This is a genomic window from Geobacter sp. FeAm09 (genome assembly GCF_008330225.1).
GTDB lineage: Bacteria > Desulfobacterota > Desulfuromonadia > Geobacterales > Pseudopelobacteraceae > Oryzomonas.
Genome location: NZ_CP042466.1, coordinates 2,001,777 through 2,024,705, shown reverse-complemented (window position 1 = coordinate 2,024,705; position 22,929 = coordinate 2,001,777). Strand labels below are relative to the sequence as shown.

Genomic DNA, 22,929 nt, shown 5'->3' with positions numbered 1-22,929 from the left:
ACGGTGATTAGGTTTCATGCTAGGTTTTATCACACTTTCCGACAACGAGGAATGCCGCTGTGAAGCCCTGTTTTCTATTGATAGCACTGTCCGCCATTCTGCTCTCCTCCTGCGCGACAACCGGTTCCCCGACGCATATCGAGCCCGCGCCGTCCCGTCTGGCATACGGCAACCAGTCCCGGGCCCTGTATCTCTATTCCCGAGCCCGTCTGTCGGCCTATGACGGCGATTTTCCCACCGCCCTCTCCATTCTGAGGGATGCTCTTGAACTGGACCCGACTTCCGCCTTCCTCAACAACGCCGTTGCCGAGGTCAAGCTGAAAATCGGCCAGGCACAGGAAGCCCTGGAATACTTCGACAAGGCCATCAAGATCGATCCGGCCTACCGTGAGCCCTATATCATGGCCGGCACGACCCTGTCGTCCATCGGCAAGGACCGGGAAGCGCTCGATTATCTGCGCAAGGCGGTAAAGCTCGATCCCGCCAGGGAAGATGCCTATCTGCACCTGGCTCTGGCCCTGTCGCGGCTCAACGAGTACGAGGAGACCGTTGCCACCCTCAAGTCGCTGATCAAGATCAATCCCGACTCCATGCTGGGATACTACTATCTCGGCAGATCCTACAGCCAGATGAAACTGTACCGTGAAGCGGTGGGGTACTTCCAGAAGGCACTTGAGCTGCGCCCCGAATTCGAGCAGGCCACCCTCGACATGGCCGCCTCCTATGAGGCCCTGGGCGACTATTCCCAGGCGATCGAGATCTACCGGAGCATCCTCGACGACGATGACAGCAAGGTTGCGGTCCTGCAGCGCCTGATACAGCTTCTCATCCAGCAGCGGCGCTTCGAGGATGCCCTCGAACTCCTGAAGCGGGCGGCGGATTCCGGGCTTTCCGGCCCGGAAACCATGCGCAAGATCGGGCTGCTCCATCTGGAACTGGAACAGTACGACGACGCCATCAAGGTCTTCAACGGCATGCTCGAAAAGGAGCCGGGCGCCGACCAGATCCGCTTCTATCTGGGAATGGCCTACGAGGAGAAGGGGGACATGGACCGGGCCTACGACGAATACGTCAAGATACCCCGCGCCTCGGCCGTCTACCTGGACGCCATAGGTCACATCGCCTTCATCCTCAAGGAAAAAGGCAAGACCGACCAGGCGGTGGGGATGCTCAAGGATGCCATTGCCGGCAATCCGGGCCAGCTCGATCTCTATCTCAACCTCTCGACGCTCTACGAGTCGCTCGGCAAGACCGATGACGCTCTGAGCCTGGTGCAGGGTGCGGAAAAGGAATTCGCGAACGAGCCCCGCCTGTTTTTCCGCATCGGCGTTCTGTACGACAAGCAGGGCAAAAAGAGCGAGTCCATCGAACAGATGAAAAAGGTGCTCGCCATCAATCCCAAGGATGCCCAGGCGCTCAACTTTCTGGGCTACACCTATGCGGAACTGGGCATCAACCTGGAGCAGGCGCTGGAGTACCTCAAACTGGCCGTTGCCATCCGCCCCAATGACGGTTTCTTCCTGGACAGTCTCGGCTGGGTCTACTTCAAGATGAAGAAGTACGACGATGCGGTGAATTACCTGGAACAGGCCAACCGCCTGGTGGAGGAGGACTCCACCATTGCCGAGCACCTGGGGGACGCTTACTACGCCAAGAGGGAATACCACAAGGCGTTGAAGCTTTACAAACGTGCGCTGAAGATCGAGCCGGAGCGCAAGGAGTTGGCGAACAAGCTGCGCAAACTCAAAGGGGAGCCGGGCGATCGATGAGCGGGCCGCGCCGTCTCAGGCTGCTCTTCCCGGCCCTGCTCCTCGCCGTTACCGCATGCACCCAATCGCCGGCGCCCCCCCGGGGCGCCGGCGACGTCAAGCCCGCCTATGGCGACGCCCTGGTGGAGGGTACCATCGGCGACGCCTCCACCCTGATCCCGCTCCTGGCAACCGACACCTCGTCCCATGCCGTGGCCGGACAGATCTACAACGGCCTGGTGAAATACGACAAGGACCTGAAGATCGTCGGCGATCTGGCCGAGTCCTTTACAATCTCTCCCGACGGGCTCACCATTACCTTCCACCTGCACCGGGGGGTGAAATGGCACGACGGCGCCCCCTTTACCGCCCGCGACGTGCTCTACACCTACCGGGTCGTCATCGACCCCAAGACCCCCACCGCTTATGCCGAGGACTTCAAGCAGGTCAAGGGTATCGCCGCGCCCGACGATTACACCGTCCGGGTGACCTACGGCGCCCCCTTTGCACCGGCTCTGGCCTCGTGGGGGACCGCCATCCTGCCGGCGCACCTTTTGGAGGGGAAGGACATCACCAAGAGCCCCCTGGCCCGGGCGCCGGTCGGCACCGGACCGTACCGCTTCAAGGAATGGGTCGCCGGCCAGAAGATCGTGCTGGAAGCCAACCACGACTACTTCGAGGGCAGGCCGTGGATCGACCGCTACATCTACCGTATCATCCCCGATACCTCCACCATGTACATGGAGCTCAAGGCAGGAGCCATCGACATGATGGGGCTGACGCCGGTCCAGTATGCCCGCCAGACCACCGGGACCCGCTTTACCTCGCAGTTCAATAAATACCGTTATCCCTCGTCGAGTTATGTCTATATGGGCTACAACCTGCGCCACCCGCTTTTCAAGGACAAACGCATCCGCCAGGCCCTGACCGCGGCCATTGACAAGGACGAACTGATCCACGGCGTGCTGTTCGGCATGGGACAGAAGGCGGTGGGGCCGATTCCTCCCGGCCGCTGGGCCTACAACCCCAACGTCAGGGATATCGCCTACGACCCCAAACATGCGGCCGAACTCCTGGCCCAGGCCGGATGGCGGGAAAAGAACAGTGCAGGCATCCTGATGAAGGACGGCAAGCCGTTCAGTTTCACCATCCTGACCAACCAGGGAAACCAGCAGCGGCTTCTGACGGCCCAGATCATTCAGCAACGGCTCCGGTACGTGGGGATCGACGTGAAGATCCGCATCGTGGAGTGGGCCACCTTCCTCAAGGAGTTCGTGGACAAGGGGAACTTCGAGGCGGTCATGCTGGGGTGGACCACCACCCCGGACCCGGACATGTTCGATGTCTGGCACTCCAGCAAGACTAATCCGGGCGAACTGAACTTCGTCGGCTTCAAGAGCGCCGAGGTGGACCGCCTGCTGGTGGAGGGGCGCAGCACCTTTGACCTGGAACAGCGCAGGAAGGCGTATTTCCGCATCCAGGAAATCATGGCCGACGAGCAGCCCTACACCTTCCTCTACGTGCCGGACGCCCTGCCGGTGGTCAGCGCCCGCATTCGCGGCGTAAAGCCGGCCCCGGCCGGCATCGGCTACAACCAGATCCAGTGGTACGTGCCCAAGGCCGAGCAGGTATACTGATATGACCCGTTATCTTTTAAAGCGCATCCTGATGTTGATCCCGCTCATGGTCGGCATAACCCTGATCACCTTTTCGGTGGTCCATCTGGCGCCGGGGGAACCGGTGGAGATGCAGATGGCCATGAACCCCAAGGTGGGCAAGGAGGCCCGGGAGCGGCTGCGCAAGTTCTACGGCCTGGACAAGCCGCTGGCCGAGCAGTATGTCACCTGGGTCGGCAAGCTGGCGCGGCTGGACCTGGGGCGTTCCTTTTCCTCCGACAACCGGCCGGTGAAAGACAAGATCGCCGAGCGCCTCCCCATTACCCTTGCACTCAACATCATCGCCCTGGTGCTGGAGTTCGGCCTGGCGATCCCCATCGGCATTATGGCCGCCACCCACCGGGATACCTGGCTGGACAAGGGGATCACGGTCTTTGTCTTCGTCGGCTTTGCCGTGCCGACCTTCTGGCTGGCGCTGCTTCTGATGTACCTGTTCGGCGTCAAGCTGAACTGGCTCCCCATCTCGGGCCTGCATACCCTGGGGAGTGACAGCTACGGCCTGTTGCGCTATGTGGGGGACATGGCCCGGCACCTGTGCATGCCGATCCTGGTGGCCTCCTTCGGCAGCCTGGCGGGGCTGTCACGCTACATGCGCTCCTCCATGCTGAACGTGATCGGCCAGGATTACATCACCACCGCCCGGGCCAAGGGGCTTTCGGAGCGGGTCGTCATCTACAAGCATGCCCTGCGCAACGCCCTTCTGCCCCTGATCACCCAGGCGGGCCTGGCCATTCCTGGCCTGATCGGCGGGAGCGTCATCTTCGAGACCATCTACGCCATTCCCGGCATGGGGCAGCTCTTCTACCAGGCGGTCATGGCCCGTGACTACCCGGTGGTCATGGGAATCGTGATCATCGGCGCCCTTTTGACCCTGATCGGCAATCTGGTGGCCGACGTCTGCTACGCCGTGGCCGATCCGCGCATCAGAGAGGGGAGGGGCGCGCAGTGATCGGACCGCACTCCTATGTTCGTGCCGTTTTCTGGCCCCGCCTCATGCGCAACAGGTTTGCCGTGGCCGGCGCCATGGTGGTGCTGGCGATGCTGGCGGTCGCCCTCCTGGCCCCCCTGATCGTGCGCTTCGGCCCCAACGAGATCAACGCCTGGGCCGTTTTGGAACCTCCTTCGCTGAAACACTGGTTCGGCACCGACGACCTGGGACGCGACGTGTTCAGCCGGATCGTCTACGGGGCGCGGATTTCTCTGCTGGTCGGTTTTGCGGCGGCCGGGATCGCCGTGGTGATCGGCACCATCCTGGGGCTCGTGGCCGGGTTCTATGGCGGCTGGATCGACAACTGCCTCATGCGGGTCGTTGACATCATGTTCTGCTTTCCGACCTTTTTCCTGATCCTGGCGGTCATTACCTTCCTGCGCCCCTCCATCTGGTACATCATGATCGTCATCGGCCTGACCGGCTGGATGGGGGTTGCCCGACTGGTGCGGGCCGAGACCCTTTCCATCCGCGAGATGGACTACATCATGGCCGCCCGCTGCATCGGCTGCTCCGACCAGCGCATCATCTTCCGCCATATCCTGCCCAATGCCGTCTCGCCGGCCCTGGTGGCCGCCACCCTGGGGATAGCGGGCGCCATTCTGACCGAATCGGCCCTCTCGTTCCTCGGCATCGGCGTCCAGCCGCCGACCCCCAGTTGGGGCAACATCCTCACCTCCGGCAAGGATTACATCGAATTCGCCTGGTGGCTCTCCCTGTTTCCCGGCCTGGCAATCCTGGTGACCGTTTTGGCCTACAACCTGCTGGGAGAGGGGATCAGGGACGCCCTGGACCCCCGCATCAAACGGTGATCCGCGGATTCGCCCCCCAATTCCCGAAGAGCATCGCCACATCGGTGAGAAAGGCCCATTGACCATGACACCCGGCAGCGGCCCCTTACCGGCCACGCCCCCCCGTAATCCGGCCAGCCGACTGGAAGAGGCCCGCCTGCTGTCCTCCCAGGTAAACCGGCACGGCGATGCCGTGGCCTGTTATGCCGCGCTTCTCGAAGAGGAGCCGGGGCTCACGGACGCCTGGCTGGAACTCGGTAACCTGCTCAAGCGGACCAAACAGTACGACCTGGCGCTTTCCTGCTTCCGGCACGTCATGGGGATGGCTCCGGACCTGGCCGAGCCCCATCTGCGCTGCGCCGAGATCCACGAGGACCGGGGGCAGCTTGCCGAGGCCCGCCGCGCCTACGGCCAGGCCCTGGAACGCTCCCGGGACTTCGGCAGCGCCGTGCAGGCCGCCACGCTCCTTCCGGTCATTCCCGCGGGCGGCGACGAAATAGAGGCCGCCAGGGCGGACATCCTGCGCAACCTCCAAGGGATCGACCCGGCGCAATGGTCGGCCGGCAACCCTCTGCACCATGGCCGGGTATTCTTCTATCTCGCCTACCACGGCTATAACGACCGGCAGTTCCAGGAGCGGCTGGCCGCTCTCTACCTGCAGGCCTACCCCGATCTGGCCTGGGTCGCGCCCCACTGCGCCACACGGCGGGCGCGGGCAGGGGATGGCAGGGTGCGGATCGCCTTTGTCTCACGCTTTTTCCATAACCACACCATTGCCAAGCTGAACCGGGGGCTCATCGAGCATCTCTCCCGACGGCATTTCGAGGTACATGTCTTTCACCTGGGACCACGGGACTGGATGAGCGACCTCATCGAGCGCAGCGCCGATCATTTCACCTGCTGCACGGGGGATCTGGCGACACTGAGGGGCACCATCGCCTCGTGGGCACCGGATGTCGTCTACTATACGGACATCGGCATGGAACCGCTCACCTACTTTCTCGCCTTTGCCCGGCTCGCGCCGTTCCAGTGCGCGACCTGGGGGCACCCCGTGACCACCGGCATACCGGCCGTGGACTGTTTCATATCCCATGAACTCTGCGAGATGGGGAGCCCCCGGGAGCAGTATACCGAACGCCTGTTCTGTCTCGGCCGCGACCGCGCCCTGGCATATTACTACCGCCCCATGCTGCCGATCATGAACAAGGGGCGCGCGGATTTTCGCCTCCCCGCAGATGGCCATGTCTACGCATGCCCGCAGTCCATCTACAAAATTCACCCGGAATTTGACGCCATTGTGGCCGGCATCCTGGCGGGCGATCCGAAGGGGCATATCGTGTTCATCCAGGGAAGCATCCCGGAGCATGAACACCTGCTGCGGCAACGCCTCGCGCGGCTCATCCCGGATCAGGACGAGCGGATTATCTTCGTGCCCCGCATGGGCGAAGAGGACTACCTGAACCTGATCGCCGTAAGCGACGTCCTGCTGGACCCCATCCATTTCGGTGGGGGCAACTCCTCTGCCGAGGCGTTTGCCGTCGGGGTGCCGATCGTGACGCTTCCTTCGCCCTATCTGCGAGGGCGGCTGACCTATGCCTGGTATCGGAGGATGGGGTTTATGGATTGCGTGGCCGACTCGCCGCGGGAGTACGTGTCCATCGCCGTGCGGTTGGGAACCGACGAGGCATACCGCGCTTTTGCCAGGGATATGATCTGCCGGTTGGGTCCCCGCATCTTCGAGGATATGGGGGTAATCAGGGAGACCGAGACGTTTTTGCTGAAGATGGTTGAGGAGCGCGCGGGGGAACCGCTTCCCGGCCAGATGCAAACACGGCTCCGGGAGTCATGACCCGCAACCGTACCCCCCGTCTCGCAACGACGTCGGCATACTGCGGCACCCGTTCTGGCGGTGCCGATGTTTTTCCTGGAAAATCCGTTTCCGCTTCATCACGCACCGGGACGTCACGCCATCGTGCATATGGCAATCAGGGCTTCCATGAAGTTGGTGGTGGTCAAAAGCCCCACCAGGTCGCCGTTCTTGTCGGTTACGCACAGGCCGTAGAGTTTTTTGTCGTGGACCAGTTGTGCGGCCTGGCAGAGGGGGGCATCGGGCTGGATGGTATAGGGGGTCGGGTTCATGGCATCCCGCACCGTGGCCTTGGAGAGCACGTAGTGCACCTCCCACGTATCCAGGGGGGTTGACTTGCCGGGTGCATATTCCTTGATCATCCGGTCGGTGATCAGGCCGCAGAATTTGCCTTTGCAGGTAACCGGCAGGCGGCGAATGTCCTTTTCCTTCAGCAGGTGGATCGCCTCGATTATGGAGGCGCTTTCCTCGATGGTGATCGGGTTGGGAGTCATCCATTGTTCGACGGTTTGCATGGCGATTTCCTTTCGTATCCAGTTGACAGGTCACATCCCCAGAAATGCCTTTTTTACGTGCTCGTTATCGAGCAGGTCTTTTCCCTCGCCGGTCAGTACCACCCTGCCGGTTTCCAGGACATAGGCGCGGTGGGCGATCTTCAGGGACTGGAAGACGTTCTGTTCCACCAGCAGGATGGTGACCCCCTGCCGGTTGATCTCCAGGATGATTTCGAAGATGATTTTGACAAACAGCGGTGAAAGGCCCAGGGACGGTTCATCCATCAGGAGCAGCTTCGGATTGGCCATCAGGCCGCGGGCTATGGCCAACATCTGCTGTTCGCCGCCCGACATGGTGCCCCCCAGTTGTTTCTCGCGCTCCTTCAAGCGGGGGAACATGCCGAACACCCGTTCCACATTCGCCTCGCGTTCCTTTCTGGCGCTCTTTATGTACGATCCCATGCGCAAATTCTCCAGGACCGACATCTCGGGAAAGATCTTCCGTCCTTCGGGGACCTGAACGATGCCCCGTTCCACCACCTGGTGGGATTCGAGTTTTTCGAGATCCTCTCCCTGGAAGGTGATACTGCCCGAGGTCGGCTTCACCAAGCGGGAGATGTTCTTGAGGGTGGTGGATTTGCCGGCGCCGTTGGCGCCGACCACGGTGACGATCTCTCCCTCATGGACCTCCAGGTCGATGTCCCAGAGGACTTTCAGGTCGCCGTAGCTGAAATTGAGCTTGTCGATGGTGAGCATGGGACCTCTTTTTAACATCTGCCACAGAGACGCAGAGACACGGAGAAAGACGGGAGGAAGGCAAACGGAGAACAACGGCTCATTTTCAGGTTTACCTCAAAAATGTTTTGTTTTTCTCTGTGGATCTCTGCGTCTGTGCGCCTCAGTGGCAGATGTTTGTTGTTTTGTTACTACTCACTGCCCAGGTAGGCCGCGACCACGTCGGGGTTGCTGACGACCTCCTGGGGAGACCCCTCGGCCAACTTTTCCCCCGAGTTCAAAACGACGATCCGGTCGGAGATGCGCATGATGGCCTTCATGTCGTGCTCGATGACCATCTGGGTGATGCCCAGTCCCTTGATCGCGAGGATCAGTTGAATGATATCTTCGCTTTCCGCCGGATTGAGGCCGCCCATGACTTCGTCCAGAAGCAGCAGTTTGGGCTGGGTTGCCAGGACGCGGGCCACCTCCAGCTTCTTACGCTCGCCGATGGGCAGACCGCCGGCCAGGAAGTTGGAACGGTGCTCCAGGCCCACCACCCTGATCTGCTCCATGGCCATGCCGCGGGCTTTTTTCAACGAACCGGTCCGGCAGAGGGCGCCAACCATGACGTTGTCCACCACGCTCATCTTGGCCAGCGGCCGCACCTTCTGCCAGGTCCGGGCCATGCCCAGCTTGCAGACCTTGTCCGGTTGGAGGCCGTGCATGCTGCGCCCGTCGAAGACCACATCCCCCTTGGAGGGCGGGTAGTAGCCGGTGATGCAGTTGAACAGCGTCGTTTTTCCCGCGCCGTTGGGCCCGATCAGGCCCATGATCATCCCCTGCTGCATCTCGAAGGAAACGTCGGAGTTGGCCGACAGGCCGCCGAAGAACTTGCTGACATGCTTGATCTCAAGGATGGCCATCAGGCGACCTCCTTCCGTTTTCTGGCCGCCACTGCCTTGGCGAACCCCAGCACGCCGTCGGGCATGAAGAGGATCACCACCACCACCAGGATGCCGTAGATCAGGACATGGGCATGGGACAGGTTTTCGGTCAGAAAACTGCCGAACGCCGAATCGGCCTTGACGATGCCCGAACTGATCAGAAAGCCACCGATCATGTTGCTGCGCAGGGCCTCCGAGAGCGGCACCAGCACCAGCGCGCCGATCACCGGCCCGAAAATGGTGCCGATACCGCCGATGATGCAGATCAGGACGATCTGTACCGACAGGTCCAGCGCCAGGACCGTGGACGGATCGATAAAGCCGACGTAGACGGCGTACAGGCTGCCGGCCAGTGAGGTGAGCACCGCCGACAGGGAGAGGGCGACGTTTTTATAGAAGGTCAGGCTGATGCCCAGGGAATGGGCTGCATCCTGATCTTCGCGGATGGCCTGGAAGTAGTATCCCAGTTTCGAGTTCTGTATCAGCCAGGTGACCAGGATGACGAGCAGCACGAACGCCAGGCCGGTGTAGTAGAACGGCACCTTGGAGGAAAAGTCGGTGATGAGGGTCGCGCCGATCTTCAGCGGCGGGACCTCCGTGGTCAGGATGCCTTCGGCGCCGTTGGTGACGTTTTTCAGGTTCAGGGCCGATACCCGGAATATCTCGGCCACGGCAATGGATGCCAGGACAAAGTACGGCCCCCGCAGGCGGAAACAGATGCTGCCGATGACCAGCGCCACCACCAGGGCTGCGGCCATGCCGCACCAGATGCCGAGCCAGGGCGGGACCTGGCGGAACTGCATCAGTATCATGGTGGTATAGGCCCCCATGCCGAAATAGGCGGAGTGGCCGACCGAGTACTGGCCGGTGTAGCCGCCCAGGAGATTCCAGCTTGATCCCATGACGATGCTGATGAAGATCAGGATCATGATGTGCAGCGCATAGGTGCTCTCCACAAAGCGGGGGAAGAGGAAGAGCAGGGTAATCACCGCCAGGCCCGCTATGGCCGACAGCGCGCCGATGCCCCTGGTATTTCCGAAGAGTGGTTTCATGGTCGTATCGGCCCCCGTCACGCGTTGGATTTGCCCATCAGACCGGAGGGCTTGAACAGCAGCACCAGCAGGAACAGCACGAACACCACCACCTCTTTCCAGCCGGAGCCGAAGTAGACCCCGCCGATGGACTCGGCAACGCCGATCAGGATGCCGCCCAGGGTGGCGCCGACAATGCTCCCCATGCCCCCCAGGACCGTGATGACAAAGGCCTTGAGGGTGAAGGTGCTCCCCACCTGGGGAAAGATGTAGTAGGTGGGCGAGATCAGGGCGCCCGCGGTGCCGGCCAGGGAGGCGCCGAGGCCGAAGGCGATGATGGACATGCGCTTGACGTTGATTCCCATCAATTGGGCCGCTTCCCGGTCCTGGGCCGTGGCCCGGATGGCCTGGCCGGTATCGGTTTTCAGCAGGAACCAGTACAGGACGGCCGTGATGCCTGCCGTGATGGCGAATGAGATCAACAGCGGAGTGGAGATGGATATGCCCAGGATGTCGAAGCTGCTGGAGGAATAGGTGGTGGAAAGGATCTTGTAGTCCGACGTGAAGGCCAGCATGATGCCGTTGCTCATGACCAGCCCCATGCCGATGGTCAGCAGGATCTGGTTCTGGGGCAGGGAGCCTATGATGCGGTTGATGAACACCTTTTGCAGGAAGCCGCCGTAGAGGAACATGAGCGGCATGGTTATGACGATCGAGATGAAGGGATCGATATTGAACAGCGTGAACAGGTAGAAGGTTCCGTACATGCCGACCATCAAGAGGTCGCCGTGGGCGAAGTTGATCACCCGCATGACGCCGAAGATGATGGTCAGGCCGATGCCGATCAGGGCGTAGACGCCGCCGACCAGGATGCCGCTGATCAGGGATTGCAGGAAGATGGTCATGGGCGAGTCTCCGAATGGGTGCGGGGGCGGGGCAAGCCCGCCCCCCACGGGTTTCTCAAGCGGTTACTTCCAGCCCGGGAACGGGTAGACCGGTTTCTTGGAAACATATTTGGGCGGATAGACCGTCTGGTGTATCCCGTTCTGGATCTGCTCCACCAGCATCTGGTGCTTGTTCTGGTTGGTGTAGCCCTCGTAATCGGCGAATTTCACCTCGCCCATGATGCCGTTCCACTTGCCACCCTTCAACGCGCCGCGGATTTTTTCCTGGTTGCCGCCGGCCTTGGCCGCCGTTTCGGCCATGATCATCATGGACTCGTAGGCGGTAGCGGCGTGGTAGGTCGGCTCCTTGCCGAATTTGGCGATATAGCGCGCGTTGAAATCCTTGGCGCCCGGCCAGTTCACGTCGCCGGTCCACTGGGTGCTGGAGAAGACGTTGTTGGAGATGGCTTTTTCCTTGGCGAACGACACGGTGGCGAAGCCGGCCCCGGCGCCGAGGAAGGCCTGGGGCGTGATGCCGATTTCCCGGGACTGGCGCATGAGCAGGATGGCGTCAGCCACGTAGGAGACCATGAACACCAGGTCCGGTTTTTTCGATTTGATCTTGGTCAGGGTGGAGCGGTAGTCGGGGGATCCCGGCGCATAGGCTTCTTCAGCCACGACCCTGATGCCTTTTTTGCCGGCATAATCCTTGGCCGATTTGGCTCCCGACGTGCCGAAATCGGTGTTCTCGTTGATGATGGCGATGGTCTTGGGCTTGCCCAGGCTGGTCGCCATGTCGAGCAGGATCGTGGCGTAATCGTAGGTGGTGGCGCTCAGGCGGAAGGTCCACTTCAGGCTCTGCCGGGTAATCTCCTCTTTCGACGCCACCGGGATGAGCAAGGGGGTTTTATACTTCTCGGCCAGCTTGGCTATGGCGTTGGCGCATTTGGAGCTGTAGGGCCCCACGATGCCGGCCACCTTGTCGCGGGTGGCCATTTTTTCAAAGGCAGCCATGGATTTCTCCGGCTTGCCGGTGTCGTCCTCCTTGACCAGTTCCACATCGATCCCCTTTTTCTTCAGATCCTCCAGGGCCAACGTAACGCCGTTTGTCAGGTTCTCTCCGATGGGGGCTTCGGGGCCGGTGATCGAGTTGACGAAACCGATTTTTACCTTGGCGGCCTGTGCTGCCATCGGTAATGCCAGGATCAGGGCCAGCGCTGTCGCCTGAATCTTTCCGAACATACTCAACCTCCTTGTGCTCGTGGGGTTAACATACGGGCCTCATGGATGTTTGCCCATATGTGATATGGCGTTTTATTTTCATGTAGTCAGTATACCATAGGTTGGGATGAATGCAATATTAGTGTTGCATTGAATGTTTTGTTTGTCTGGTGGGATACACCAATGGGGATGGCGGCAAAAGCCTGTCCGATGGATGATGGGTCAGCATTCTCTTCATGCTGCTGCACGGGGGCATTGTCACCGGGAACGCCGTTTGTTGGGCGGCGCATACCAGCCGTTGTTTCGCGGGGTCTCCGGGCCGCTGGGTGAAGTGAAGGCGCTTGTTGACGCAGCATATGGGGTTCAGTCGCAGCAATCCTGATTGTGTTTGTTTGATTACAATGATAATCTGAGTTACCCAAATGTGTTCTATTTTTTGAGGTGAGAGGTGCTGGAGTCATGAAATTTGTCGGTGTCCCGATGTTATCCCTTGTTCTCGCGCTGGTGGCCGCTGTGCCCGCCTTTTCGGGAACACAGCTTTACCGTGGGACCATGGAGGCGGTGACCGCCCCCAGCAAGTCCTGCGAGGGGGTTTTGGGAAAACACCCCGCTACCTTTGTGATAACCGAAGAGGGGGGCCAGGGGGGGCTGAGTGGCTACCTGGAAAGCGAAGGGGTTTTTATCGGTACGGTTGTCGGTTCGGATCTGGCCCATCTGAGGGTCACCTATCCCGGCCAGACAGGCAGCGGAAACCCCATCTCCCTGACCCGCTCCGGCGTGACGCTCATCGGTGAGCTGAACGGCGCCACCACGGTCAATCACTGCACCTTCGATCTCGGACGCCTGACGCTGAACCTCGTGGATGACAAGAACAGCGCACAAGCCGGTCTCCAACGGCTGTCCAACCTGTTCGAAGCCCAGACCACGCTTTACCAGGCCTTTTCCCTTACCCAGAACGGCAGTTGCGAGGAGGCGCTCCCCCTCTTCGAGAAGGCCCTCGGTCTGGCCGATTCGGTTTTCGCGCCGGGGGCTCCCGGGCTTACCCACTTCATCAGGGGGGTCACCAACTGCTACGCCAAGCTCGGCCGCGCCAAGGAGTTCAATGAGCTCTACGACAAACGGATTTCCACCATCTCCGACGAATCCCTCAAGACGGCGCTTACCCGGCTGCGCATCAGCGCGCTGACCCAGGACGGGCGCATGCTGCTTACCCAGGGGGAGTATGAAGGGGCGCTGAAGACATTGATGCAGGCCTATCAACTCAACCCCCAGAGCAAGGAGATCATTCATACCGTGATGGCGGTGTATATCCGCAGCGGCCGTTACGGTGAGGCGGTTGGTTTTCTCGAACAGGCGGCAGGCAAGCTGGAGGAACCGGCCGACCGCAAGGAAATAAACGATGTCATCGCCCTGGTGTATTTCAAAAAGGCGTTGAAGGATGCCCAAAACGACAAGGGGGAAGAGGCCGAGGTTTCGTTGCGCAAATCGGTGGCCCTTGATCCGGGGAACGCCCAGTACCTTGTGGCGTTGGCGCGGATGCGCCACAAGGCCGGCCACTTCGACGAAGCGCAGAGCCTGCTTAGCCAGGGACTGGAGCGGATCACGGATGAGCCGTCGCGCCAGGAGATCCTGGCGATGCAGGAGAAGCTGCGCCAGACCGAAATGATCATCAAAAAGCTTCAGTAGGCGGGTGGCCGATGGGATACCGTAATCTGCAGGAATGCGTCACCGACCTGGAACGCCGCGGCATGCTGCTGCGCATCGAGGTGCCACTCGACCCGCGCCTCGAAATCGGGGCGGTCCAACGACGCGTCTACCAGGCCGGCGGGCCGGCGCTGCTCTTCACCAACCCGCTCAACTGTGATTTCCCCCTGCTGGGCAACCTGTTCGGGACTCTGGAGCGTACCCGCTTCATCTTCCGCGACAGCCTGGCCGGCATCCGTCGCCTTGTTGACGCCAAGATCAACCCGTTTTCCCTGATCAAGCATCCCCTGGATGCCCTGAAAACCCCCTTTGCCGCATACCGGCTCCTGCCCAAGACCGTCTCCCGGGCGCCGGTGCTGGAATGCCGCACCACCCTGTCCCGGCTGCCCCAGGTCGTATCCTGGCCCAACGATGGCGGGGCCTTCATCACCCTGCCGCAGGTCTACACCGAAAATCCGGCCAAACCGGGCTTCGGCGCGTCCAACCTGGGGATGTACCGGGTGCAGGTCTCCGGCAACAGCTATGTCCCGGACCGGCAGGCCGGCCTGCACTACCAGATCCAGCGGGGCATCGGGGCGCACCACGCCGCGGCCATCGAACGGGGCGACCTGCTGCGGGTGAACGTCTTTGTGGGGGGAGCCCCCGCCATGACCGTGGCGGCGGTCATGCCGTTGCCGGAGGGGATGCCGGAACTTTCCTTTGCCGGGCTTCTGGGGGGGCATCGCATCCCCATGACCCCGCTGCCGGGGCACCTGCCGGTCTCGGCCGAGGCCGATTTCTGCATCTGCGGCGTGGTGGACCCCGGAAAGACCCTGCCGGAGGGCCCCTTTGGCGACCATCTCGGCTACTACAGTCTGGCCCACGATTTTCCCTTTATCCAGGTTGAGGCGGTCTATCACCGCCGTGACGCCATCTGGCCCTTCACCACCGTGGGGCGGCCCCCCCAGGAGGACACCAGCTTCGGCGCCTTTATCCACGAATTGACCGGTCCCCTGATACCCTCCGTGGTCAACGGTGTGCAAGAGGTGCACGCCGTTGACGCCGCCGGCGTGCATCCGCTTCTTTTGGCCGTGGCCAGCGAACGGTACGTCCCCTATGCCCCGGAGCGCCGGCCCCAGGAACTTCTGACCATCGCCAATGCTATCCTCGGCCAGGGGCAGCTTTCCCTGGCCAAATACCTGTTCATCGCAGCCCATGAAGATACCCCCGGCCTCCATACCCACGACGTAGCCGCCTTTTTCCGCCATGTGCTGGAGCGGGCCGATTGGCGTAGCGATCTGCACTTCCAGACCGCCACCACCATCGATACCCTGGATTACAGCGGCAACGGCCTGAACGAAGGGTCCAAGGTGGTGGTCGCCGCCGCCGGACCGAAGCGGCGCGCCTTGGCAGCCGAGGTGCCGCCCGGCCTGGAACTGCCGTCCGGTTTCGGCCCCGCCGCAGTGTGCCTGCCCGGTGTCCTGGCAGTGGGGGGACCACGGTCGGGGCAGGGGAGGGGGGAAAGCGACCCTGTCGTCGAGGAGTTCTGCCGTTTTTACGGTGAGCGGGCCTGTTTCGACGGGTTCCCCCTGATCGTGATCTGCGACGACAGCTCCTTCGCGGCGGCAACCCTCAACAATTTCCTCTGGGTGACCTTTACCCGCTCCAACCCGGCCACGGACATCTACGGCATCGGCGCTGCGCTGCGGGCGAAACACTGGGGATGCAGCGGATCGCTGGTGATCGACGCCCGGACCAAGCCGTTCCACGCTCCGGTGCTGGAGGACGATCCTGAAGTTGAACGAAAGATTGAAGAACTGGCGGCCAACAACGGGCCGTTAAAGGGTTTGTTTTGATATGCCAACTTTGACATACAGCGAGGTTTCATGGGTACAGGGAACGTAACGAGGGGGTATCTCATTGTCCACGGCTGGCATGGTTCAGGCCGGAATCATTGGCAAACCTGGCTGGCGAACCGGTTGAGGGACGCCGGAGAACAGGTCCGTTATCCGGTGCTGCCCGACTTCCACACCCCGCGGCTGGATGAATGGCTGGCAACGCTGCATACGGAACTGGCGGCGCTCGACGGCAGGGACGAGCGGGTGGTGGTTTGCCACTCCCTGGCGGTGCTGCTCTGGCTGCACCATGCCGCGGCCTCGGCCGCAGCGCCGGTGGACCGTCTGCTTCTGGTGGCGCCGCCGGGCCCGGCGCTCTGCGTGCCGGAGGTTGCGAGTTTTTTTCCGCCCCCCCTGGACAACGCGCCCCTCAAACGGTCGGCCCGGGAGATTCTGCTGGTATGCACCGACAACGACCCCTGCTGTCCGGAACAGGCCGCCCAATTCTATGGCCGGCCCCTGGGTGTGGAGACGGTCACCATTGCCCCGGAAGCCGGACACATCAACGAGGCGGCGGGCTATGGCCCCTGGCCCGCGGTTGAACAGTGGTGCCTCACCGGCACGTTTCCCCTGATATAAGGCCATCATTATGCCCGCAGCCATAACCACCCATAGCCTCACCAAACGTTACGGCGATCTGACCGCCCTGGACAGCTTCGACCTGGAGGTGGCCCAAGGGGGGATCTTCGGCCTGCTGGGGCCGAACGGTGCCGGCAAAACCACCCTGATCCGCGTCCTGACGACCTTGATGCGCCAGACCTCGGGGGAGGCCTTTGTCGAGGGGCTGGACACCCGCACGAGCGGCCGTGAAATCCGCCGTCTGATCGGGGTGGTATCCCAGGAAAACAGCCTGGACCGTTACCTGACGGCGCGGGAAAACCTGGAACTGCACGCCCGGCTGCACGGTATGGAACCGCGGCACTACCGGAAACGGATCGACGAACTGCTGGAGCTGATGGGGCTGGCTGCCCGGCAGAAGGATTTTCCCGATACCTACTCGGGCGGCATGCAGCGCCGGCTGGTGGTGACCCGAGCGCTCCTGCACGAGCCGCGGGTGCTGTTTCTGGACGAACCGACCACCGGGCTCGACCCCCAGTCGCGGCGGGCGGTGTGGGACTATGTCAAATCCATCGCCGGCAGCATGACCATCTTTCTGACCACCCACTACCTGGAAGAGGCTGAACAACTGTGCGACCGGATCGCCATCATGGATCACGGCAAACTGATCGCCCTGGGCAGCACCCAGGAGTTGAAGGACCGTCTGGCCGGAGGAACCTTCTACCTGATAGAATTCGGGGAAGACGCCGGGCGGTACGGGGCCATTCTCAGGGCAATGGCCTGTGTGCGGGAGATCGAGGTGAGCGGGCGCACGGTCTGCGTGGGGCTTAATAGCTGGGAATGCCTCTCCGAGGTGGTTACCGCCCTGAACGGTGCCCCGGTGCGGCGCATCGCCCTGCGGGAACGGAGCCTGGAGGATGTTTTCATCAGCCTGACCGGCGGAAAGGTGAGGGAGTAGTGTTCAAAGGGGCCTTTGCCATCTGGCGGCGCGACATGCTGGTCCTGCGCCGCAGCATCCTTTCCGAGATGGTGGCGGTGGTGGCCTATCCGCTCACCATCTACCTGGCGTTCGGCATCGGCATGAAGGGGTACATCGGTCTGGTGGACGGCGTGCCCTACAGCCTGTTCATCGCGCCGGGGCTGATCACCATGACCGCGGTCAACGCCGCCTACAGCGAGAGTACCTGGAGCCTCTGGTTCCATCGCAAGGTACAGTTCACCATCGAATCCTACCGGGTCACCCCCATCGCGGTCCCGGAGATCGTGATCGCCAAGATCATGTCCGGCTTCTCCCACGGCCTGGTCAAGGGGCTGGCCGTGGGGCTTGTGATCTTCGCCATCACCCCGTTCCGCTTCTCGCCGCTTCACCTGTTGGCGTACCTGGCCTTTCTGATACCCGGTTCGGCCCTGTTCTCCTGCGCCGGCGTGATCTGCGGCACGGTCATGGACAAGCCCGAAACCATCGGCAAGGTCGAGGCGGTCTTCATCATGCCGCTGATCTTCATGTCCGGCCTCTTTTTCCCGCTCTCCTCCTATCCGGCCACCATCGTTCCCTGGGTCAGGGCGCTGCCCACCACGGCCCTGTTCGAAGGAGCCCGCCAGGCCTTGGTCAGCGGCGGCTTTCCCGTGGTCTCCGCGCTCCAGGTGGCGATTACGGCGGTGTGCGTCTTTGCGGCGGCGGTGTGGATCTTCCGGCTGAAGATGTCGGAATGAACCTGGAAAAAGCATGTGCCGCGGAGCCGGTGAGACTCGAACCAAACGGTTCTCTCACCCGCTCACTGTCGTTCGCTCAAGCTCGCAAAGGCGCGGAGAATACGAGAAACGGCCTTTGGTTTACCCTCCTCTCCGCAGTATTTCGACCCTTTTCTGCAGAATAAAATCCGGCCGTTTTTCCGGCGCCATCCCCTCCAGCCGGGCGTTGTCGATCCCCAACTCCACGGTGGTCATGGTGGCGACCCGAACGGTCCGTTGCCACTCTTCCAACACAAACTCGCCATCCGGCTTGTCCGCCGCCGCCACCAGGGGCAGGATCTCCCCGATCCCCGCCTTTTGGGCCTGCTGTGTCGTCTTCAGACGGGTCGAGTCCCGCAGTTCGTCCCACCGGTTGAGCAGGCCGTGGAGCCTGCTGGTCCAGGCCAGGGCGGTGCGGTAGCCTGACGGCAGCCGCAGGCGTTCGCCCAGGCTGCGGGCCATATCGAAACCTGCGTCTTCGTGGCCGTGGTGCCCGGGATAGAGCGCCGGGTCGGTGGCCAGCTTGCCGATGTCGTGAAAAAAAGCGCAGAAGCGGGCCAGGGGGGCACCGGTCCGTTCGGCCACCCGTTGCAGCACCTGACTGACATGACTGAACAGGTCTCCCTCGGGGTGGTGCTGCACCGGCCCGGCCGGGATGGCGGGCATGGCAAAGAGTTCCGGCAGGTAGTTGCGGCCGACGTTGAAGTGGAGCATGCGCGCAAAAAAACGCTCCGGCTGCGCGGCCCCCAAGGCTTTCAGCATCTCGCGGGAAAAACGTTCCACCGGCAGCAGCTCCAAGGGGCGCCGCCACTCCCGCTCCCGGATCAGGGCCTCGCTTCCCGGCGTCAGCGTCCACCCGTCGGCCTCGAAGCGGAAGGCGCGAAATATGCGCAGCGGATCATCGCTGAACGAGTGGGGGGAACAGGCTTCAAGCCGGCGCAGTTCCAGCTCGCGTCTGCCGCCCTGCGGGTCGATGAGCTTACCGTCAAGGGTCAGGGCCATGGCGTTGACGGTAAAGTCGCGGCGGGCCAGGTCCTGGGCCAGGGCCGCGTCCAGATCGGGCAGTTGTGTCACCTCGATGGAGCCGACGGCCTGATCGTGCCGGAACCAAATGGGGGCGATGCTTCTGGGTTCCAGGCGTCGAAAGCCGCAGGCGGCCAGCTCCGTTGCATCCAGACTGGTCGCCAGGTCGATGTCGGAACCTTGCCGCCCCAGCAGGTGGTCCCGCACGCTGCCGCCAACCAGGCGGATGGCCCCGTGGTCGGGAGAGGGAAACAATTCTCCGAGTGCTCTGATGATCGTGTCCATTGGGGCGTAGCCTCACTCCAGCAGGTTCGTTATTATGGCATAATATCCCCTTTTCTCTTATTCCTGGAAATAAAAAAGGGCCTCTCGAAACCGTCGAGAGACCCCTGCAGCCTGAATCCATCATGGATCAGTGTTTGTTCTTTTCATCGATCAGCCACTGCAACATCCTGATTACGTCACGGATTTCTTCTTTTTTCAAGCCGGTATTGTGCATGCGTATCAGGCGTATGCCGTATCCTGCCGCCTGTTCCCGGTCAAAGGGCTGTTTGGTGACCTGCGCCTTTCCGGTCAGAATCGTGAGGACGATTCTGTCCATACCATGGCAGGTTGTGCACTTTTTGCCCATGATTTGATAGCTTTCCTGGTGTTCCAGGGGGATCATGGCCGGATCGAAATTGATGGTGGGCCCGGAACCGACGGTCTTGATGTTGCGGGCATGGGAAGGCGCTGCAACGGAAACCCACAGAAGGCATGCTATGACGGTTATGAAGGTTTTCATGCTTCACCTCCAGAGAATTTCAGGAGCCGCAAGAGATAGATGTGCGTGCCGACGACGGTAATGCTGGCGAGTATGCCCGCTATGTTGACGATCTGATAGGTGGCTTCCACGATGCCGGTATAACCTTCGATATCAAGGTATTGCCCGGAAATGTAGTAAATGTCCTGCCCCAACCGGTCCCACTGATAGATCTCCCGATAGAGAAAGGCGCCTTTCCAGATGAAGATCAGGAAAAAAGCTGCGGCAAAACCGAAAAAACCCTTGCCGATCGGTGAACTGCCGAGTGATTGGTAGATTTTGCGACAGAGGAAGATATTGGCTATGCAGAGAATCGTCCAGGTGGCGTTGGCGATGATCTGATAGTTTCTGACGGCATTGGGACTCGGGTTGGGGTTGACCGACAGAAAGAGCCAAAAGAAAACCAGGACGCCGGCCGTAGCGAAATAGATGGTTCGTTTCGTTCCGGAGATCTCCAGGGTGCGGCAGAAGATATAATATTCAAAAAAACCATGCGAGATGAGCATGATGGAGAGAATGCTGCAAACGTGGTGCATGGTTATGACAACGTGATACTTGACCAGTGGGTCAATCAGGTAGGTTTGGCCGATCAGGAGCAGGAAGAAACCAAAGGAGATGCTGGTCCAGAGGCGTGCATTGCCGATGCTGAAGTACAGACTGACGATCCCGGCGATCAACCAGCAGCACATCTGGATGATTTCGAGTGGGTCGAAAATCAGAAACATCTGATTGAAAATACTCGTACTCATGAAGTGCTCCCTCCCTGTATTCTCAGACAATCCCAGCCTGTTCTATGACGCTGGAGATCGATTCTTTCATTTTGTTGATGCGTGGCTGACCAACCATCAAAAGCTTGGCACCCCGTTCCAGGGCCGTGATAAGCTGCGCGGCTTCCTCGACGCTTCTCAAACAGGTATTCCCGCCGGCGGCCTGCAACTCCTTTTCCAGGATTTTGTTGCCCATGTCGCCGAGATAATCAACGCAAACGGCGGTGACGCTTTCTTCGAGAGCGCTCAACCGATCCTCCCGTACCAACCGCTGGCGTCCTTCCTGCTCCTTGGACAGTTTGTGCATGGCAGCCTTGCGGCTATTTTGCGCTGCCTCCCATATCTGACCGACATCGATGATCTCCAGCAGGTTCAGGGCCATCAATTCATCGGGGTTGACCGTGGTAAAGAGGTCCAGCTTGGCGCCCGGGAGTTTGGCTATATGCTGCGAGTCTCCGGGCGTCGTTTCAATGGTTTCGGAACCGTCATTGAAAAAACCGAGCGGGTTCCCATCCTTGTAAAAAATCATCGCCAGGCGTTCGTTCGTGTAGATCCGCAGGCAGCCGTTCATCCGGTTGTCCTTGATGCGGGCCAGGAGTGTCTTGATGTCAACCAGTGCCAACTCTTGGGAACGGTAAAGCGCTTTGCCCTGGAGCAAGGCCTGAATGCACATGGTCAGGTCCGTGGAGAGTTGGTAGACGCTTATGGTGCCGTGCTCGGCGGATGTGATCAGGCGTGCCAGATCGACCATGGCTTCGAAGCCGCTTTTTTGGGGAGGGTTTTCGCCTTCCTTGGTCATCAGGCTGACCAGTTTGCCTGATTCGAAGACCAGTATGACGTATGCAGACGAAAACACGAAGTGCGCGTACCCGGTGAATTTAGCAAAGCTTAGCTTGGCGGTGATGTCGGGGAGACGAAGTCCGCTCAGCCCCATGTTTTCATACAGGGGTCTGCCTTTGGGAAGTCGGAACATGGCACCCTGCCTCCTGTGAGATGATGTGTCGTTTATCGGAGAGAATGGTGTGAACGCATGTGCTTGTCGGCATGTCGTGTGATGCAGCAAAAAAGAAGGGTATGCAGCGAATATGCCATAATTGAAAAGTGTAACGCACTGGTTTTTGTTGGGTTTTTTGGTGGGGCGGCTATGGGGGTGTTATCGTTTTGGAAAAAACATGATCAGATCGATAATGAGGTTATCCGAGCCTGATCAGGGCCGCCCCGGCCAGGATCAGGAGGGCCGCAACCGTCCGGATTCTGCCGCACGACTCCCCGAGGAACAGGATGCCGATCATTACCCCCACCAGGATGCTGACCTGACGGACCGGTACGGCATAGCTGACCGGCGACAGGTTGAGACCGTAGCGGAAGGTGAGAAACGAGGCCATGATGACCGGGCCGCTCCAGAGCACCAGAACCCAATGCTTGCGCAATTCCTGCCCGACATGGGGCCGATACTTGGGCCGGACCAGGTTGATGGTCATCATGGCCAGCATGGAGAGAACCAGAAAGTAGGTGAAATAGAGTGGCGAGTAGTTTCTGACGCCGGTCTTTTCGGCTATGGAGCCGATGGAGTAGATGAACCCGGCCGTCAGTGCCGCCTGTACCGATTGGCTGCGCAGGTTGCGGAAGGGGCGCACCAATTCGACCAGGGAAAAACGCTGCATCTGCACCGAGAATGTTCCGAGGATCACCAGCAGGATGCCGCAGATGCCCACGAGAGAAAGGCGCTCTCTCAGCAGGATCATGCCCCATATGGGTACGTAGATCATGGAGGTCTGGGACAGGGGATAGACGACCGACAGGTCGCCCCCCCGGTAGGCGCGGCCGTTGAAGAGGTGATAGAGGACATAGCAGATCGCGCCGATGGCGATCATGAGCACGGTTCCGGGACCGGGCCACCGGAACGGTTCGGCAGCCAGCGGCAGGCACAGGGTGAAGAGCAGGCTGGAGGCGACGAACATCCACCAGATGAAGACGGTCTTGTGGCTGCTGCGCTTCACCAGCAGGTTCCACAGGGCATGCATGACCGCCGAGATGACGATCAGGATAAAGGCGGTTGTGCTCATGGGGGTAGTATAGTCGAGGTTGGCGGCAAGGGGAAACAATCTC

At 60.9% G+C, this 22,929-nt stretch carries 21 protein-coding genes; 10 read left to right on the top strand and 11 right to left on the bottom strand.

Translation table 11 applies throughout. The annotated features are described in order from the left end of the window. The first annotated feature begins 59 nt into the window (after positions 1–59). From FO488_RS09555 to FO488_RS09535, 5 genes are all read left to right on the top strand, one after another. Positions 60–1,769: a tetratricopeptide repeat protein gene (locus FO488_RS09555; protein WP_168205962.1), complete on the top strand. Its 1,710-nt coding sequence runs from the start codon at positions 60–62 to the stop codon at positions 1,767–1,769. Next, positions 1,766–3,385 carry a peptide-binding protein gene (locus FO488_RS09550; RefSeq protein ID WP_149210353.1) on the top strand — a complete coding sequence of 540 codons (1,620 nt, stop codon included), beginning with the start codon at positions 1,766–1,768 and terminating at the stop codon, positions 3,383–3,385. The genes FO488_RS09555 and FO488_RS09550 overlap by 4 nt, the downstream gene beginning before the upstream one ends. Before the next feature lies 1 nt (position 3,386). Next, entirely contained in the window at positions 3,387–4,373 is a 987-nt protein-coding gene (locus FO488_RS09545) for an ABC transporter permease (protein ID WP_149210352.1), read from the top strand. Beyond that, positions 4,370–5,224 (top strand): oligopeptide ABC transporter permease, encoded by an 855-nt coding sequence (gene opp4C / locus FO488_RS09540; protein WP_255516551.1) that lies wholly within the window; start codon positions 4,370–4,372, stop codon positions 5,222–5,224. Before FO488_RS09545 ends, opp4C begins: the two co-directional genes overlap by 4 nt. A gap of 64 nt (positions 5,225–5,288) precedes the next feature. Next, complete coding sequence (locus tag FO488_RS09535; RefSeq protein ID WP_149210351.1) at positions 5,289–7,052, top strand: hypothetical protein; 1,764 nt, start codon at positions 5,289–5,291, stop codon at positions 7,050–7,052. Between the two features lie 113 nt (positions 7,053–7,165). Here the strand turns inward: FO488_RS09535 and FO488_RS09530 are convergent, their stop codons facing one another. The 6 genes from FO488_RS09530 to FO488_RS09505 form a co-directional block, all read right to left on the bottom strand. Beyond that, positions 7,166–7,585: a CBS domain-containing protein gene (locus FO488_RS09530; protein ID WP_149210350.1), complete on the bottom strand. Its 420-nt coding sequence runs from the start codon at positions 7,583–7,585 to the stop codon at positions 7,166–7,168. 30 nt (positions 7,586–7,615) lie between these two features. Further along, entirely contained in the window at positions 7,616–8,320 is a 705-nt protein-coding gene (locus tag FO488_RS09525; RefSeq protein WP_149210349.1) for an ABC transporter ATP-binding protein, read from the bottom strand. Positions 8,321–8,490: 170 nt separating this feature from the next. Beyond that, entirely contained in the window at positions 8,491–9,204 is a 714-nt protein-coding gene (locus FO488_RS09520; RefSeq protein WP_149210348.1) for an ABC transporter ATP-binding protein, read from the bottom strand. Next, a complete protein-coding gene (locus tag FO488_RS09515) occupies positions 9,204–10,277 on the bottom strand; it encodes a branched-chain amino acid ABC transporter permease (protein ID WP_149210347.1) in 1,074 nt (357 codons plus the stop codon). The genes FO488_RS09520 and FO488_RS09515 overlap by 1 nt, the downstream gene beginning before the upstream one ends. A 17-nt stretch (positions 10,278–10,294) precedes the next feature. Continuing rightward, positions 10,295–11,161, bottom strand: a complete 867-nt coding sequence (locus tag FO488_RS09510) for a branched-chain amino acid ABC transporter permease (protein WP_149210346.1) — start codon at positions 11,159–11,161, stop codon at positions 10,295–10,297. Positions 11,162–11,224: 63 nt separating this feature from the next. Further along, entirely contained in the window at positions 11,225–12,382 is a 1,158-nt protein-coding gene (locus FO488_RS09505) for an ABC transporter substrate-binding protein (protein WP_149210345.1), read from the bottom strand. A 438-nt stretch (positions 12,383–12,820) separates the two neighbouring features. On the opposite strand from FO488_RS09505, the gene FO488_RS09500 reads away from it, so the two are divergent. The 5 genes from FO488_RS09500 to FO488_RS09480 are packed head-to-tail and all read left to right on the top strand — an operon-like array spanning position 12,821 to position 18,210. Continuing rightward, positions 12,821–14,047, top strand: coding sequence for a lipopolysaccharide assembly protein LapB (locus FO488_RS09500; protein WP_149210344.1), 1,227 nt, complete (start codon positions 12,821–12,823; stop codon positions 14,045–14,047). Between the two features lie 11 nt (positions 14,048–14,058). Further along, positions 14,059–15,900, top strand: coding sequence for a UbiD family decarboxylase (locus FO488_RS09495; RefSeq protein ID WP_149210343.1), 1,842 nt, complete (start codon positions 14,059–14,061; stop codon positions 15,898–15,900). A gap of 30 nt (positions 15,901–15,930) precedes the next feature. Further along, a complete protein-coding gene (locus FO488_RS09490) occupies positions 15,931–16,518 on the top strand; it encodes an alpha/beta hydrolase (protein WP_149210342.1) in 588 nt (195 codons plus the stop codon). Between the two features lie 10 nt (positions 16,519–16,528). Beyond that, positions 16,529–17,455 carry an ATP-binding cassette domain-containing protein gene (locus tag FO488_RS09485; protein WP_149210341.1) on the top strand — a complete coding sequence of 309 codons (927 nt, stop codon included), beginning with the start codon at positions 16,529–16,531 and terminating at the stop codon, positions 17,453–17,455. Next, complete coding sequence (locus tag FO488_RS09480; protein ID WP_149210340.1) at positions 17,455–18,210, top strand: ABC transporter permease; 756 nt, start codon at positions 17,455–17,457, stop codon at positions 18,208–18,210. The genes FO488_RS09485 and FO488_RS09480 overlap by 1 nt, the downstream gene beginning before the upstream one ends. A 120-nt stretch (positions 18,211–18,330) precedes the next feature. Here FO488_RS09480 and FO488_RS09475 read toward each other — a convergent pair whose 3' ends face one another. The 5 genes from FO488_RS09475 to FO488_RS09455 form a co-directional block, all read right to left on the bottom strand. Next, complete coding sequence (locus FO488_RS09475) at positions 18,331–19,536, bottom strand: HD domain-containing protein (protein ID WP_149210339.1); 1,206 nt, start codon at positions 19,534–19,536, stop codon at positions 18,331–18,333. 127 nt (positions 19,537–19,663) lie between these two features. Then, positions 19,664–20,035 carry a hypothetical protein gene (locus tag FO488_RS09470; RefSeq protein ID WP_149210338.1) on the bottom strand — a complete coding sequence of 124 codons (372 nt, stop codon included), beginning with the start codon at positions 20,033–20,035 and terminating at the stop codon, positions 19,664–19,666. After that, a complete protein-coding gene (locus tag FO488_RS09465) occupies positions 20,032–20,802 on the bottom strand; it encodes a hypothetical protein (protein WP_149210337.1) in 771 nt (256 codons plus the stop codon). The genes FO488_RS09470 and FO488_RS09465 overlap by 4 nt, the downstream gene beginning before the upstream one ends. A gap of 22 nt (positions 20,803–20,824) precedes the next feature. After that, positions 20,825–21,793, bottom strand: coding sequence for a GTPase-activating protein (locus tag FO488_RS09460; RefSeq protein ID WP_149210336.1), 969 nt, complete (start codon positions 21,791–21,793; stop codon positions 20,825–20,827). 220 nt (positions 21,794–22,013) lie between these two features. Then, complete coding sequence (locus FO488_RS09455) at positions 22,014–22,886, bottom strand: EamA family transporter (RefSeq protein ID WP_149210335.1); 873 nt, start codon at positions 22,884–22,886, stop codon at positions 22,014–22,016. Positions 22,887–22,929: the final 43 nt, after the last annotated feature.